Origin of the sequence: Bacteroides hominis, from assembly GCF_033042785.2 — a bacterium.
GTDB classification, from domain to species: domain Bacteria; phylum Bacteroidota; class Bacteroidia; order Bacteroidales; family Bacteroidaceae; genus Bacteroides; species Bacteroides hominis.
In genome coordinates this window covers 3,780,512-3,796,804 of record NZ_CP178829.1, presented here as the reverse complement: position 1 = coordinate 3,796,804, position 16,293 = coordinate 3,780,512, and the positions used below count along the sequence as shown (strand labels likewise).

The window sequence follows — 16,293 nt, the reverse complement described above, 5'->3', positions numbered from 1 at the left end:
AAAGCTTGCAAATTCAAGAAAAGTCCGTATCTTTGCACCCGTTAAACAAAAACAATGGTCGCGTAGCTCAACTGAATAGAGTAGCTGACTACGGATCAGCCGGTTACAGGTTTGAATCCTGTCGCGATCACTTTAAAGTTTAACTAATGGCCGCGTAGCTCAACTGAATAGAGTAGCTGACTACGGATCAGCCGGTTACAGGTTTGAATCCTGTCGCGGTCACTCTAAAAATAACAAACGGTCGCGTAGCTCAACTGAATAGAGTAGCTGACTACGGATCAGCCGGTTACAGGTTTGAATCCTGTCGCGATCACAAAAGAAGGTGTCTTAAAAGGGTACCTTCTTTTTTTGTTATGCCGCCATTAGGATCATACCGGGATCAACGTAAGTTGATGGACTGTCTTTCTCTTCAAGAAAAACATCAATACGAAGAAGGCTGTGTGACAGAGGAAAGGTCTGGATATACAAAAAAAGAGTAAAGTCAATTTTTATGTAACTTTACTCTTTGCTTTCTTATAATGATTTAGTTATTAGCATTTTATATTTAACTCGTTAAGTACGTTTCGAATGGCTTCAAATGTTGTGATACGTGTTGGTACCAGTGGCAAACGAAGTTTATTCTCGATCATTCCCATTGCATTCAACATTGATTTTACTCCGGCAGGGTTTCCGTCTACGAATAACAGGTTAAATAACTCTGTAAATTTATGGTGTATGGTCAGGGCGTTGGCAAAGTCACCTTGCAATGCCAGGCGTGTCATCCTGCTGAATTCACGTGGAAAAGCATTTCCAATAACTGAAATAACCCCTACAGCTCCTAATGTGATTAAAGGGAAAGTAATGCCATCATCTCCGGAAATGACATCAAAATTGGCCGGTTTGTTTTTGATAATATCGTCCATCTGAGTGATATTGCCTGATGCTTCTTTAATTGCTATGACATTTTTGAAGTCTTTAGCAATGCGTAAGGTCGTTTCTGCGGTCATATTAACCCCTGTCCGGCCGGGAACATTATACAATACAATTGGAAGCTCTGTAGCGCCTGCAATTGCCTTATAATGTTGATAGATTCCTTCCTGTGAGGGCTTATTATAGTAAGGAACCACGGATAAGATGGCATCCACTCCGGTGAAATCATCATTTTTGAGTGTTTCTACGATAGCTCGTGTATTGTTTCCACCGACTCCTAATAGAATGGGAATTCTTCCGTTGACACGGTCGATTACCATTTTTTTGATTTTCTTTTTCTCGTCTTCGCTCAGAGTTGGAGTTTCGGCTGTCGTTCCCAGCACACACAGAAAATCTGCATTATTTTGAAGCAGATAGTCTACTAATCGCATTAATGCATCGTAATCAACGCTTTCATCCTCTTTGAAAGGAGTAATCAGCGCTACCCCCATTCCTTTCAATCTAGTCTGTATCATGAGTATTAATAATAATCTCTAAATAATTTGCTCGCAAAAGTACGAATATTTTCTTTTTTTACAGCAATAATAATATATAAAATAAGAATATAGCAGAAAAATGTTACAATATTAGCTTTAGAAATTCCTCTTCGTTCATAATTTTAATCCCCAGTTTATTGGCTTTTTCTAATTTAGCAGGTCCCATATTATCTCCGGCCAAGATAAAACTGGTTTTGGCGGAAATACTTCCCACATTTTTTCCTCCATGCTTTTCAATAAGATCTTTGTATTCGTCTCTTGAATGATGGGTAAACACACCACTAATAACGATGGATTGCCCGGCCAATTTGTCAGTATGCTCACTTAGATCTTCTTCCGGTCTGTATAACTGTAATCCTGCTATTTTCAATCGGTCAATTAATTTACGGTTTGAATCGTTTGCAAAATAGTTAAGAATACTCTGGGCAATTTTTTCGCCGATTTCATCGATGCTGACTAAAGTTTCCAAATCTGCATTTTCCAATTCTACTATGTCTTTGAATGATTTAGCTATTTTTTTAGCTACTGTCTCACCTACAAAACGAATGCCTAATGCAAAAATAACTCTTTCAAAAGGAATTTCCTTACTTTGCATAATTCCTCTGATGATGTTTTCCGCAGATTTGTCTCCCATACGATCGAGATTCTTAATGTCATCAGTCGTCAATTGATAAAGATCGGCTGTATTATGAATTAGATCTAAACGATAGAACATATCAACAGTTTCAGGGCCTAATCCGTCTATATTCATTGCTTTCCGGCTGATGAAATGTTCTATTTTTCCTTTGATCTGCGGTGGACAGGCAGTTTCGTTCGGGCAATAGTGGGCAGCTTCTCCTTCATATCTTATTAACTTGCTGCCACATTCCGGACAATGAGTGATGAATTTTACTTTTTCACCGATCATAAAACGGGCAGCAACATCTACGCCTGTGATTTTAGGAATGATTTCTCCTCCTTTCTCTACATAAACCATATCACCTATATGTAGATCGAGTCCTTCGATGATATCTGCATTGTGTAGAGATGCGCGTTTTACGACTGTTCCGGAAAGCTGTACCGGATCAAGGTTGGCTACAGGTGTAACAGCTCCGGTTCTTCCTACCTGGTAAGATACTGTATTCAGGCGAGTGAGTGCCCGTTCAGCCTGAAATTTATAGGCTATTGCCCAGCGTGGAGATTTGGCAGTGAATCCAAGATTTTTTTGTTGTTTGAGACTGTTAACTTTCAGTACGATTCCGTCTGTAGCAACATTTAAGTTTTTACGTTCTACGTTCCAATAATTAATAAAATCGAATACCTCCTGTAATGTTTGGCATTTACGCATTAGAGGAGAAATCTTGAAGCCCCATTTAGCCGCTTCTTGCAAGTTTTCATAATGTCCGTCAGTAGGCAAATTATCGCCAAGCAAGTAGTAGAGGTAGGCATCCAGTTTTCGGGAAGCCACGATTGCTGAGTTTTGTAATTTTAAAGTTCCTGAAGCGGCATTTCTGGGATTAGCGAAAAGAGGCTCTTCACGGGCCTCTTTTTCCCGGTTTAGCTCTTCGAAAACTTCCCATGGCATTAGGATTTCTCCACGGATTTCGAAAACATCCGGATAATTATTTCCATGCAGAACAAGAGGGATACTCCGAATGGTTTTTACGTTGTCTGTTACATCGTCTCCTTTTTCACCATCACCACGGGTTACGGCACGGATAAGTTTACCATTTTCGTAGGTCAAAGAGATCGAGGTACCGTCATACTTCATCTCGCAACAGATCTCAAAATCTTCATTCAATGCTTTTCGTACTCTGTCATAGAAATCGGTTACTTCATTCTCAGAATAGGTGTTTGACAATGAAAGCATTGGGTATTTATGAGCTACTTGAGTAAAGTTTTTATTGATATCGCTACCTACACGCATAGTAGGTGAGTTTTCATCTTTATATTCTGGATGTTCCTGTTCCAAAGTCTGGAGTTCTCTCATTAAGTCATCAAATTCTTTGTCGGAGATTTCCGGAGCATTCAGCACATAATAGTTGTAATTATGTTGGTGGAGTTGGATTCGAAGCTGATCTATTTTTTCTTTTACAGTCATATATTCTTTGGATTGTTTTAGGCAAAAATACGGGTTTCTCTTCGAATATTTGTACTTTTGCGAAAAATTAAAGATTATGCGTATCGATATTATAACAGTATTGCCCGAAATGATTGAGGGTTTCTTCAATTGTTCTATTATGAAACGGGCTCAAGACAAAGGGCTTGCTGAGATTTATATTCATAATTTGCGTGATTATACAGAAGATAAGTATCGTCGGGTAGATGACTATCCTTTTGGTGGATTTGCCGGTATGGTGATGAAGATAGAACCTATTGAACGATGCATTAATGCTTTGAAAGCAGAACGCGATTATGATGAAGTGATATTTACTACTCCGGATGGCGAGCAGTTTGATCAGAGGATGGCCAACAGTTTATCATTATCTGGTAATCTTATTATCTTATGCGGGCATTTTAAAGGTATTGATTATCGTATCCGGGAGCATCTGATAACGAAAGAAATTAGTATTGGAGATTATGTTCTGACTGGTGGTGAATTGGCTGCTGCCGTGATGGCGGATGCTATAGTGCGGATTATTCCGGGAGTAATTTCTGATGAACAGTCTGCTCTTTCTGATTCTTTTCAGGATAATTTGTTGGCAGCTCCTGTTTATACCCGTCCGGCAGAGTATAATGGTTGGAAGGTGCCTGAAATTTTGCTTTCAGGGCATGAAGCCAAAATTAAAGAGTGGGAACTTCAACAATCGTTGGAGCGCACCAAAAGACTTCGCCCCGATTTATTGGAAGACTAATTCTTATTGTATGTAAAAAAGAATGTCTTGCTAAAAGACAAGACATTCTTTTTTTATGAAACTATACTATTAATAATGGAATTTGTTTTCATGGAACTTCTCTATTTAATACCAGAATTTGTCTAACTTATTCCGGGATTAACAGAGAAAGGAATATCCATGTTTGAATAACTTTTTTATGGCTAATTGTGACGAAGGGCTATTATCTGTTTGTTACTATATCTCAAGTGCACCTATAATTTCAGAAACGGACTTGCATCCATGTCTTTCCAGGTAATCATTTATACCATCCATTACTTTGATGGTGATAGCCGGATCTATGAAATTTGCTGTACCAATCTGTACAGCTGAAGCCCCTGCAAGCATGAACTCGACGGCATCTTTCCAGTTCATGATACCTCCTAATCCTATGATTGGAATATTTACCGCTTTAGCAACCTGCCATACCATCCGTAATGCTATTGGTTTTACAGCTGCTCCCGACATACCTCCGGTTACGGTTGAAAGTATGGGACGTCTGCGTTCAGCATCAATAGCCATTCCCAGTAATGTATTAATTAATGATACACTATCGGCACCATTAGCTTCAGCTGCCCGTGCCATTTCGGCTATATCGGTAACATTGGGGGAAAGCTTAACGATAAGTGTCTTTTTGTAAGCAGAACGAACTGCCTGAACAACTTCTGATACTCCTTTAGTTGTTACTCCAAAAGCCATACCTCCTTGTTTTACATTAGGACATGAGATGTTTAGTTCGATAGCAGGAATTTTGTCAAGTTCATTAATAATCTCTGCCGTTTTTACATAGTCTTCAATAGCCGATCCGGAAACATTCACAATCATATGGGTTTGAATGTCCTTAATACGGGGATATATGTGATCAGAAAAATATTTCACACCCTTATTTTGCAGTCCTACAGCGTTTAACATTCCGGAAGGAGTTTCAGCCATGCGCGGATATGGGTTACCTTCACGCTTGTGAAGAGTAGTACCCTTCACAATGATACCGCCTATTCGCGTTATATCAATAAAATCTGCAAACTCTTCACCATATCCAAATGTACCCGATGCTGTCATTACGGGGTTCTTCATTTGTAGTTTACCAATATTTACACTTAAATCTGCCATAATAGTTTATTTATATTAAAAACCGGACCTTCTTTACAAACGCACAAATGCCCTTCTGTAGTATTCTCAACACAACAAAGACATGCACCTATGCCACATGCCATTGTATTTTCCAATGATACTTCACAATTGATATGATTAGCTTTGGCATATTTGGCTACTGCCATCATCATGGGCTTGGGACCGCATGTATATATCTGTTCGAAGTTTATTTTATTTAATATAGAATGTTGAGTGACATATCCTTTTTCGCCATAACTGCCATCTTCTGTTGTGGTGTAAACCTCTCCGTAAGCGGTAAACTCTTCCAGTTGGAGCAGATCTTTGTCGCTACGTGCTCCTAAAAGGAATGTTGGTTTGCTACCGCTTTTGAACAGCTGCTCGCCTAAATAAAGCATAGGAGCTGTCCCTACACCTCCACCTACTAATAGTAACTTGTCAGAAGGTGTTTTAGGCATTGTGAAACTGCTTCCAAGCGGGAGTACTACATTTATTATATCTCCTTGAGCGGCTTGTGCAAGGCGTTTTGTTCCATCACCGATGAGTTGAATCAGAAACCATACTTCGTTACGTTGTCTGTCTACATAGTTAATAGAGATAGGGCGGCGCAGGAAGGTGGTAGGTGAACCATCCACCCGAATTTCCGCAAACTGTCCCGGTAGCATATCCGGGAGGACGGACTGAGATGTCAATTTCAGCAGAACATAATTAGAATGCAATCTGAGATTCTCAGTTACTGTCAGATCTAAAATAAATTTTTTCATGTATTGTGAGTAAATTCGTATTCGTGTTGCAAAGATACGGGAAATTGTGCAAACAGTGATTTATCTGTCTTATTTTTCTCCTCTGAATGTCTCGTATGTATTATCATCGAAGAAAATTCTTATTTCAGTGATTTTTCTGGAAGGCTTTTCTATATATCTAATTTCCTGTTTTACAATCTCTTTATGGGATGTTTCGGGGCTTTCTAACGCTATTTCTCTGCGATTTTCCGGAGCCATCGTCTCATTGGACGGAATTATAGCATTCTCAGCAAATAAAGAAGGCTGAAAATCGGAAGTCGGTTGAATGGTTTCTTCCGACATATTGCCGTGCCCATATAATAACCATTCCAAATTTACATAATTATATTTTTGATGTACTTTCATGATAACATCTAAACTGGGATTGTTGCGGCCATTCAAAATGTGCGAGAGAGTGGATTGTTGGATACCTATGCTTTCAGCGAAAGCACCGGAAGCCATATTCTCTTTTTCCATGATCATTTTAATCCTATCTTTTATTTCCATATCCTTTGAAGGTTTTACAAATGTATGACTTATATATTAATTCACAAAAGTAAATAGCATATTTACTAATGCACAAAAGTAAAAAATAAAAATCACAAAAGCAAATTACAAATACATAATTCATATTTTACTATTGTAAACGCAAGATAGGACTTCCTCTTTAATTCTGTTTGTATTGCCTATACAGTCGTAACAATATATAAAGTATTACTTTATATAGATATTATAATATATTGATTTATTGTAATATGTATCTATGAATTTTATCTTGTGTTGCTTGTTTATTACAAATGTGTCCATATTTTCATGCATTAGTTGAATATTTGATTGATATATATTTTTTTTCTTATTGATTATTCTGTCATTAGCATGTAAAAAAGGAAATGTTAACTACTCCCCTATTACATCTACAAATGTAAATACACATATGTAATGTCGTCTATTTACATTTGTGCTATATTTATTTGCTATACAAAAATGATATTATTACTTTTGTAAATCCATATAAGGGCTATAGTCCTTATTCACAATTGTCATATTGTATCGTTATATATGCAACAAATAGCATGGGAGTTGCTTTTGTCTTTATGCCTATTGGATATAGATATAAAGAATAGCGTGTCATCATACCTTACATTTAGGCTATAATGCCAAATTTTTGCGTTATTTCCGTATGGTTGGTTATCCAAATGAAATTATTCGATTCTGAGGAAGTCAAATATCACCTAATTATTTGATATATAGAAGAATATGCTTGTTTTTTGATATATATTTTTTTTATATTCTAGAAAAATGAATCTATACATAGAGAAATAGCATTATGATATAATTTATACTACTTTAGATAGCATTATGATGAAGCATTAGCACCATATCACACCCATATAGATGATTGATAGGAATCAGTATAATCACAATTTTATTATATGGGATATGTTATCTTCTTTTTGTTGATTTTTATATTGTTCTATTGGGAGTATACTTATTCGCCCCATGCAAAATCTGTTTTCTTTTAGAAGAAACAGAATACTATATTTAAGTTTTATATGTATGGTAGAGACAGGGAAAAGAGTGTAAAATTGATGTGAAGAATAAAGTGGATAATTATAGGAAAGTATATTTCGGATTATGAGGATATATTTACTCCCCATACACATATTTTATACCGGCAAAATATATGCATATAGGGAGTAGATTTAAAGTGGATTGTTTTTAATGAAGAATCTTGAAGACCAACTCGCGGAGGATGTCTCCATCACTAATTGAACCATTGCCCACACCTTTCGATTTAGCATCTGCATATCGTATTTCTCCTACAATTTGCATTGTTTTTACTCCACTGTATTTTCGCATTGCTGCCAGATAATCGCGAGCTTGCCATGGGGTTTTTAGTCCTAACATTGTGGCTACTCCTTGCTCTGATTTATCCGGTGCATAGTACGCTAACATAAGATTTGAGTAGAAATTAAATAGTAAAGAAAGTGTCATCTGTATCGGGTTTGTTTTAGGATTTTCCTCAAAGTATTTTATTATTTTATTAGCTTTGAGTATATCTTTCTCAACCAGTGCACTACGCAATTCAAAGTTATTATAGTCTTTGCTAATTCCTATGTTTTTCTCTATCTGTTCAGGTGTGACACGTTTTTGACCACTGGGTAATGTAATAATTAGCTTTTCCAGTTCGCCTGTTAGACGGCTGAGATCAGTCCCTACAAAATCGGCCAACATCGCAGTGGCTTTGGGTTCCATATCTATGCCTTTACGTTTCATGTACGAACTGATAAATGCAGGTAGTTGCGCCTCTTTTATCTTTTTAGATTCGAATAGGACACCTGCTTTTTCAACTTCTGCAGCTAATTTTTTTCTACGATCCAAAGTGCCATGCTTATGACAAATGACTAAGATAGTTGAATTTAATGGCTTTTGCAGATAATAAGATAACTCTTCTATATTGCGTATAGCTTGTGCTTCTTTTACTATTACAACCTGATGTTCGGACATCATCGGATAACGTTTAGCGGCATTAATTACGGTTGCTACATCCACATCCGCGCCATAAACCACAGTAAGGTTAAACTCTTTTTCTGTATCCGTCAATACATTGTCGGTGATATAATCGGCTATCAAGTCGATATAATAAGATTCTTCTCCCATCAAATAATAGATGGGGCGATATTGTTTGGCCCTCAATTCTTTGAGGATATCGTCGCAAGTCAGTTCTTGTTTTGCCATATAAATGTTGGTGTGGCGTTACCAGTCGAATTTCAAGTGTTTTACAGTTTTCTTTTCGTCAATAATCATTCGTAATGAAGCAATACCTATCTCTACATGTTCCTCTACATAGTTTTTAGTAACTATATTATCGCTTTTATCGGTTTTCACTCCTTCCGGAATCATAGGCTGGTCGGATACAAGCAGCAAAGCACCGGTCGGAATATGATTGGCAAAGCCACAACTGAATAAGGTTGCTGTTTCCATGTCGACTGCCATTGCACGAGTTTTCTTCAGGTATTCCTTAAAGGCGTCATCATGTTCCCATATACGGCGGTTGGTTGTGTAGACGGTTCCTGTCCAGTAATCGCGTGCATAGTCGCGGATGGCCGATGATACGGCACGTTGTAACATAAATGCCGGTAACGATGGAACTTCGGGTGGAAAATAGTCGTTTGAGGTACCTTCTCCCCGGATAGCGGCAATTGGCAGGATCAGATCACCTATTTTGTTCTTTTTATCAATTCCTCCACATTTGCCCAGAAACAGACAAGCTTTGGGAGAAATGGCGCTTAACAGATCCATGATAATGGCTGCATTGGGACTTCCCATGCCGAAGTTGATGATTGTAATCCCTTCTGCGCTGGCAGATATCATATTGGCATCTCTGCCAAGGATAGGAACATTAAATTTTTCCGCAAATATTTCTACATACTTGTTGAAGTTAGTCAACAGGATATACTCTCCAAAGTCTTCCAGATTACGTTTGGTGTAACGGGGCAGCCAATTAGCTACGATTTCTTGCTTTGTTTTCATAAGATTCCATTAAATTTGTGCTTCCAATAACAGGAAGCCATTATTTAACTTACAAAAATAGTAAATGTTATCGTTAAACCTACCAGTATTTGACACTAAAATCGCCACTCGAAATGGAAAAAATGTTATTTTCGATGTGATTCGCCGTCGTTATGTCGCGTTGACCCCCGAGGAATGGGTCCGTCAGCACTTTGTACACTTTCTTATTGTCTATAAAGGATATCCGTCGTCTCTGATGGCCAATGAGGTGCTGTTGAACTTGAATGGAACCAAGAAACGATGTGACACAGTGCTTTATAAGCGTGATCTTACTGCCAGAATGATTGTTGAATACAAAGCTCCCCACATTGAGATCACACAAGCTGTTTTTGATCAGATTACTCGTTATAATATGGTTTTGAAGGTTGATTATCTGGTTGTCAGTAATGGTATGCAACACTATTGCTGCCGGATGAATTATGATACTCAAAGTTATTCATTTCTGGCTGATATTCCGGATTATGCTATCTTGTAAAATTAACAATGTTAACAGTGAATTTGGACCTTTATTGATTTATCTTTAGGAAGTTAATATCGTAAATGTAAAAAGCTAATTGTTTATCATTACGAAGTTAACTTTAACACACTGTTAAAGTTAACTTCGTAATGACAGATTGTTGTCTTCATAATTTGCTTATAATCAGAACTATTACCTAATAACTCAACATATTCCTATTTTTATGGAATAAGCATGAAAGCACTTAATTGTTTTTGTGATAAGTATAAGAAAAAGTCTATTGTCATCCGAGATTCAGCTCGGTGACAATAGACTGTGAAATGAAAAGGACGTTTTTTACAATAGAGATAGTGATATAGAGAACTATTTCTTTTTCTTCCGATCCAAGACGTTTTCTTGGAATTTCTGCATCAATTCATAAAAATTGGGGATATATACGGTTGCCAGCAATGTATTCAGTGCCATACCAAAGACAACAGCTGCCCCAAGAGCAATGCGGCTTTGTGCCCCGGCTCCGGTAGCGAACAGCAATGGCATTACTCCTAACACAAAGGCGAAAGAAGTCATAAGGATCGGGCGTAAACGAACGTGTCCGGCTTCATAGGCAGCGTCACGTATGGAGTTGCCTTCGGCACGGAAATCGCGTGCGAATTCTACAATTAGAATTCCATTTTTAGCTGAAAGGGCAATCAGCAAAATAATTCCAATCTGAGTGTAGATGCTCACTGGGGTACCCATGACGAAGCAGCCTATCATGGCACCCAACAGAGCCATTGGTAGTCCCATGATAGCTGATAACGGGCTTGTCCAGCTTTCGTATTGGGCTGCCAATACCAGAAATGCTACCAATAGTGCCATAATGAATACAATGGTCGTTGTGTTTCCTGCCTGCGTTTCCTGGTAAGCTACCGAAGTCCATTCGTAACCGAATTCATTGCCCAGTTGCTCTTTTATGAGATTCTCCATCTGTTGTATTCCCTCACCTGAACTACTTCCTGAGGCTACGTTGCAGGTTATGGAAGCTGTTGAATACATATTGTAGCGGCTTATCTGGTCCATACCCAGACGTTCTTCAACTTTTGTAAAAGAAGAAAATGGTACCATATTTCCCGCGGCGTTGGGGACACTGAGCTTCAATACATCATCGATTACTTTCTGTGCCTGTTCCCCGGCTTCTATTTTTACCTGATAGATGCGTCCGAACTGAACAAAGTCGTTGACATAGGCTGCCCCCATGTAATAACTTAGCGTAGAGAATACATTGTCCAACTGGATACCCATAAATTGGACTTTATCACGGTCAATATTCAGGAAGTATTGTGGCACATTGGCCTGGTACATACTGGATATGGATGCGAGGGCCGGTTGTGTGTGATAGGTAGCCATCAAAGTTTCGATAGCTCTCTGCATTTCTGTCGGTCCCAGATTGTTACGATCTTCCAGTTGTAACTGTAAACCTCCCGAGGCTCCTAAGCCGGGAATGGCCGGAGGCACCATCGCAAATATCTGCGCTTCCTGAATGCCATAAGCCATTTCATTGAAACGCTCTACTACAGCTGCAGCAGTGTGTTCTTTTCCTTTCCGTTCATCCCAGTTTTTCAGTACAACGAAATAGGTACCTGTATTTGATTGTTCGCCACCTCCCATAATAGAAAAGCCACTGATACCAATGTAGTCTTTTACTTCCGGATAACTGTCTAAAATTCGGTTCACTTTTTGTCCGACAGCTTGTGTGCGTTCGAGGCTCGATGCCGGTGGCAATTGGATGACAGCGATAAAATACCCGTCATCTTCATCGGGCACGAAAGTTGAAGGCCATTTCATGAACAGAATGACAGCTATCGCTGTAATGATCCCATAAGAGATCAGTGCAAGTCCCGGACGAATGAGTAATCCTTTTACAATGCGGTCATAGAGATTCTGTGTCTTGTCATATACTTTGTTGAATCCTTTGTATATGAAAAAATTGGATGGCTTGTTATGTTCCAAAAACAAGGCACATAATGCAGGGGTCAGTGTCAACGAGTTAATGCCACTCAATACGGTAGAAGCGGCAATGGTCAAGGCAAATTGTTTGTAAAGCTGTCCGGAGATGCCACTGATCAATGTAGTTGGTATGAAAACAGCAAGCAATACCAGTACAACCCCGACAATTGGGCCGGTGATCTCTCCCATTGCTTTGGTGACGGCATCTTTAGGAGAATACTGTCCCGTTTCCAATAATCGGGAAGCATTTTCTACCACTACTATTGCATCGTCTACCACTATCGCTACGGCAAGTATTAATCCAAACAGAGTTAAAGTATTGATTGAGAATCCAAGAGCAGCCATTACTGCCAAAGTACCAATCAGTGATACAGGGATGGTGATACATGGGATGATAACAGCCCGCCAGTTTTGCAGGAACAGGAAAATAACAAGTACTACCAGTAAGGTGGTTTCCAGGAAAGTTACCAATACTTCATCGATAGATGCATTGATGACATCGGTTGTATCCAATGTCACATTATAGCTGACGCCTGCCGGGAAGTTTTGTGCAAGCTCCTGCATCTTAGCTTTGACTCCTTTGGAAACATCAAGCGAGTTTGAACCCGGTTGTTGATAAATAGCAATGGCAGCAGTGGGATGTCCTTTTAGTTTAGAGACAACATTGTACGAGGAACTGCCAAGGTCGATGCGTGCTATATCTTTCAGTCGGAGCATTTTCCCTCCTTCTCCGGTTCGGATAATGATGTTACCGAACTCTTCGGGAGATGTCAGCCGTCCCTGTACATTCAACGTATACTGGTAGGCGTTATTATTATTTTTTCCAATAGGTTGTCCGATATAGCCGGCACTGACTTCAATGTTTTGTGACTGGATAGCTTGATAAACTTGCGCAGGAGAGAGATTACGGATACGCATTGCTTCCGGATCGAGCCAGACACGCATACTGTAGTTTCCTGCCCCCATTACATTGACAGCTCCTACACCCGGTACTCGTGTTAGTTGATCTACCAGATTTAGTTGTGCATAATTCGTAAGATATAGTCCGTCGTATACAGAGTCTTTTGCCTGCATTGTGAGAAACATCACAATGTTGGACGATTGTTTCTGTACAGTTACTCCCTGGACTACAACTGGTTCCGGCAGTGAAGATTGCGCTACACTTACCCGGTTCTGTACCTGTACGGTAGCCATGTCGATATCTGTGCCTACGGCAAAGGTTATAGTCAGTGAATAGGCACCCGAACTGGATGCGGTGGAACTCATGTAAAGCATACCGTCTACTCCGTTCACTTGCTGTTCAATGGGGATGCCGACAGTTTGAGCTACAGTTTCAGCATTTGCTCCCGGATAGAAAGCAGACACCTGTACTGTAGGTGGAGTAATCTCCGGAAACTGTGCGACAGGCAATATATTTAATGTTACCAATCCCGCCACCACGATAATCAATGCCAGTACCGTGGCAAATATAGGCCGATTGATAAAGAACTTTGAAAACATGTACTTAATGATTAGAGGTTTGTGACTCGTGATTGACTGATATTGGCTTGATTTTCATGCCGTCACGCACTTTCATTAATGCCGTTGTGACGTATTGCTCTTTAGCCGAAAGCCCGCTTTTAATTTGACGTAACGTATCGTTAACCAGCTGTCCCGGCTCGATGTGGCGATAGCGCACAACATTCGAATCATTTACAATATATAGGTATTTTCCTAACTGGTCTGTTCCAATAGAGGCTTCTGGTACGAGCAATGCTTGCTTCGCTTCGGCATATGGCAATGTAATGCTGACGTATAGTCCGCTTTTCAGAACCCCTTTCGGATTATCGAGGTTGGCGCGTACGTTAAGTGTTCCTGTACCCAGGTCTACATTGGGCGATAAGTAATCCAGTGTAGCCGGATAGTTTTGTGTACCGTTTTCTCCCAAGCGTACGATAACATTTTTGGGAAGTTCTTTCTCCTTACCGGTTTGTGAAAGTAGCATGGATAGCCATTGGTTGTCTGCTACATTAAAGTAGGTATACATTCGGTCGTCTTTATAGATCGTGGCCAAAGTGACAGGTTGTCCGGCTCCGCTGATATAGCTTCCTACATCGTAAAGTGAGCGGCTGATTGTTCCATTGAAAGGAGCACGGATGTAGCAGTATCCCAGATTGGTACGTGCAGTATTCAGGGTGGCTTCAGCATTGCTAACAGCCGCGGTGGCTTCGGCAACGTTTGATTCTGCCTGTAAAACCTGTATACGACTGACTGCATCACTTTTCAAAGCTTCTTTCATTCGGGTATAGTTATTGCGGGCATATTCCAGTTGTGCAAGCGCAGTTTTCAATTGCGCTTCAGCCTGTGTTACATTATCTTTGTAGATAGTAGGTTCGATAACGAACAGGAGTTGCCCCTGCTTTACACGAGTCCCCGGTGTGAATGAGGCGGATTGCAGGGTGCCGTTGACCCGGGCTACCAGATTTACGGTTTGTTCGGTAGTCAGATATCCCGGATAATCTTTTGTCAGGGTAATGTTTTGTACGAGTGGATATGCCACACTGATTTCCGGAGTAGGCATCTCTCCTCTTCCGGCTTCTTTTTTTCCTTTACATCCGGTCATTACCAAAGGAAAGATGAGAAAAATATACATTAGTTTTTTCATTATGATAGGTCTTTATAGTTAATCATTTAGGTTTCCGGACCATCCGCCTCCCAGGGCTTGGTACATGGCTATCAGCTGGAGCAAGGAATATCCTCTTGCTTGGACCAGTTGGTTCTCATAACTGAGTAGCGAGCGTTGTGCATCCAGTACATTCTGGAATGGGGTTAATCCTTGTTTATAGAGTTCCAGTGAGAGTGTCAAGGTTTCTTGTCCTTGATTACGCACTTCGCGTAGAGCTACTATTTGCTTGATGGAGTTCCGGTAAGCATTCATGGCATTGTCTGTCTCTTGTACGGCAGTCAATACAGTCTGATTAAACTGGTTGATAGCTTCGTCTAATTGTGCTTTAGCCAGTTTGGTGGCATTTACCAATTGAGTCCCTTTAAAAAGTGTCCAGCTTAATGCCGGTGCTATTTCATAGGTCATGCTCTTATGATGGGTCAGATCTTTCAGGTCCTTAGCAGCATAACCAAGCGAACCTTTTAGAAAAATCTGAGGCAGCCAGTCCGATTTGGATGCCCCCACTAAAGCCGCTTGAGCATTCACACTTCGTTCTGCACTACGGATGTCCGGACGACGAAGCAGTAAGTCGGCCGGAAGTCCTACTCCAATTGGTTCCATATAGTCTGGCAATATTCCTGGAGACTCTAATGTGGGACGTATCTCCTGAGGATAAGTGCCTAATAGTATAGCAAGGGTAGTAATGTATTGATTGATACCCGATTCAATTTGGGGGATAGAGGCTTTTGTGCTGAAAAACACAGATTTAGCTTGTGCTACGTCCAATTTAGAAACGAGTCCGGTATTGTATCTCACTTCTGTGATTTTCAATACGGCTTCCTGCGATGCGCAGTTCTTTTGTATTACCGCCAATTCTTGTTGCAGCTCCCGCAGGTTGATATATGCTGAGGCTACTTGGGCGCAGAGTGATACCATTGTACCGGTGTACTCTTCTTTGCTGGCAGCAAAGTTTTCTTTCTGAGCTTTTACACGGTTACGGATGCTTCCGAAGAGGTCTAATTCCCAACTCATATTCAGCGAGGCATCGTAATAATGCTGAGTGGATTGAGGCAATTCACTGGTATTGCCACTACTTTGTTGACGAGTCCATCCGGCATTCAGTCCGATCGTTGGAAAAAAGTTTCCACGCTCCATCCTCAGGTTGGCTTTTGCCATATTGATACGGTCAATAGCGGTCAGTATCGAGTAGTTTTGTTTGACCGCAACAGAAATAAGAGAATCGAGAACCGGATCCTGAAAAGCTTTCCACCATTGGTCATCCACCGGCAATACTTGCTGAAAAATTTGTGCATCTTCTTCCCATTCTTGTGGCAAAGGTTTGTCCAGATAGCGGTTCGTAGCCTGTGGAAAGGCTACGGACGAAAGAAACAGCAAGAACATGATATTTCCTATTCGTAGTTTCATAAGTTTAGGTTATTTAGAA

Annotated in this window: 12 protein-coding genes and 3 tRNA genes; 5 read left to right on the top strand and 10 right to left on the bottom strand. The window is 40.0% G+C overall.

From position 1 onward, the window contains the following. Window positions 1–56: 56 nt before the first annotated feature. The 3 genes from R3O62_RS15985 to R3O62_RS15975 all read left to right on the top strand — a co-directional run bounded on the left by R3O62_RS15985 (window position 57) and on the right by R3O62_RS15975 (window position 313). A tRNA-Arg gene (locus R3O62_RS15985) sits at window positions 57–130 on the top strand. Window positions 131–148: 18 nt separating this feature from the next. After that, a tRNA-Arg gene (locus tag R3O62_RS15980) sits at window positions 149–222 on the top strand. Between the two features lie 17 nt (window positions 223–239). Next, window positions 240–313 (top strand) — tRNA-Arg (locus R3O62_RS15975). Window positions 314–530: 217 nt separating this feature from the next. Here the strand turns inward: R3O62_RS15975 and dapA are convergent. Together dapA and ligA are read right to left on the bottom strand one after the other, a co-directional pair. Next, window positions 531–1,424: a 4-hydroxy-tetrahydrodipicolinate synthase gene (dapA, locus tag R3O62_RS15970; protein ID WP_005806263.1), complete on the bottom strand. Its 894-nt coding sequence runs from the start codon at window positions 1,422–1,424 to the stop codon at window positions 531–533. 103 nt (window positions 1,425–1,527) lie between these two features. Then, the gene (gene ligA / locus R3O62_RS15965; protein ID WP_005777859.1) at window positions 1,528–3,525 is read right to left on the bottom strand and encodes an NAD-dependent DNA ligase LigA; all 1,998 of its coding nucleotides are present in this window, start codon (window positions 3,523–3,525) and stop codon (window positions 1,528–1,530) included. Between the two features lie 76 nt (window positions 3,526–3,601). Between ligA and trmD the strand changes: the two genes are divergently transcribed. Then, entirely contained in the window at window positions 3,602–4,279 is a 678-nt protein-coding gene (trmD, locus tag R3O62_RS15960) for a tRNA (guanosine(37)-N1)-methyltransferase TrmD (RefSeq protein ID WP_005777857.1), read from the top strand. A 216-nt stretch (window positions 4,280–4,495) separates the two neighbouring features. On the opposite strand, the gene R3O62_RS15955 is transcribed toward trmD, so the two are convergent. The 5 genes from R3O62_RS15955 to R3O62_RS15935 all read right to left on the bottom strand — a co-directional run bounded on the left by R3O62_RS15955 (window position 4,496) and on the right by R3O62_RS15935 (window position 9,723). Further along, window positions 4,496–5,407 carry a dihydroorotate dehydrogenase gene (locus tag R3O62_RS15955; protein WP_269109789.1) on the bottom strand — a complete coding sequence of 304 codons (912 nt, stop codon included), beginning with the start codon at window positions 5,405–5,407 and terminating at the stop codon, window positions 4,496–4,498. After that, window positions 5,395–6,171, bottom strand: coding sequence for a dihydroorotate dehydrogenase electron transfer subunit (locus R3O62_RS15950; RefSeq protein ID WP_005806253.1), 777 nt, complete (start codon window positions 6,169–6,171; stop codon window positions 5,395–5,397). Before R3O62_RS15950 ends, R3O62_RS15955 begins: the two co-directional genes overlap by 13 nt. A 69-nt stretch (window positions 6,172–6,240) precedes the next feature. Continuing rightward, entirely contained in the window at window positions 6,241–6,696 is a 456-nt protein-coding gene (locus R3O62_RS15945; protein WP_005806250.1) for a helix-turn-helix domain-containing protein, read from the bottom strand. A gap of 1,212 nt (window positions 6,697–7,908) precedes the next feature. Then, the gene (gene holA, locus R3O62_RS15940) at window positions 7,909–8,928 is read right to left on the bottom strand and encodes a DNA polymerase III subunit delta (protein WP_005777846.1); all 1,020 of its coding nucleotides are present in this window, start codon (window positions 8,926–8,928) and stop codon (window positions 7,909–7,911) included. A gap of 18 nt (window positions 8,929–8,946) precedes the next feature. Then, on the bottom strand, window positions 8,947–9,723 hold the full coding sequence (locus tag R3O62_RS15935) for an AMP nucleosidase (protein ID WP_005777845.1): 777 nt from the start codon (window positions 9,721–9,723) through the stop codon (window positions 8,947–8,949). Window positions 9,724–9,787: 64 nt separating this feature from the next. On the opposite strand from R3O62_RS15935, the gene R3O62_RS15930 reads away from it, so the two are divergent. Then, on the top strand, window positions 9,788–10,237 hold the full coding sequence (locus R3O62_RS15930) for a type I restriction enzyme HsdR N-terminal domain-containing protein (RefSeq protein WP_005777844.1): 450 nt from the start codon (window positions 9,788–9,790) through the stop codon (window positions 10,235–10,237). Window positions 10,238–10,582: 345 nt separating this feature from the next. On the opposite strand, the gene R3O62_RS15925 is transcribed toward R3O62_RS15930, so the two are convergent. The 3 genes from R3O62_RS15925 to R3O62_RS15915 are packed head-to-tail and all read right to left on the bottom strand — an operon-like array spanning window position 10,583 to window position 16,274. After that, complete coding sequence (locus R3O62_RS15925) at window positions 10,583–13,705, bottom strand: efflux RND transporter permease subunit (protein ID WP_005777843.1); 3,123 nt, start codon at window positions 13,703–13,705, stop codon at window positions 10,583–10,585. Between the two features lie 4 nt (window positions 13,706–13,709). Then, window positions 13,710–14,849, bottom strand: coding sequence for an efflux RND transporter periplasmic adaptor subunit (locus R3O62_RS15920; RefSeq protein ID WP_005820339.1), 1,140 nt, complete (start codon window positions 14,847–14,849; stop codon window positions 13,710–13,712). 18 nt (window positions 14,850–14,867) lie between these two features. Further along, complete coding sequence (locus tag R3O62_RS15915) at window positions 14,868–16,274, bottom strand: efflux transporter outer membrane subunit (protein ID WP_005777841.1); 1,407 nt, start codon at window positions 16,272–16,274, stop codon at window positions 14,868–14,870. Between the last annotated feature and the right edge of the window lie 19 nt (window positions 16,275–16,293).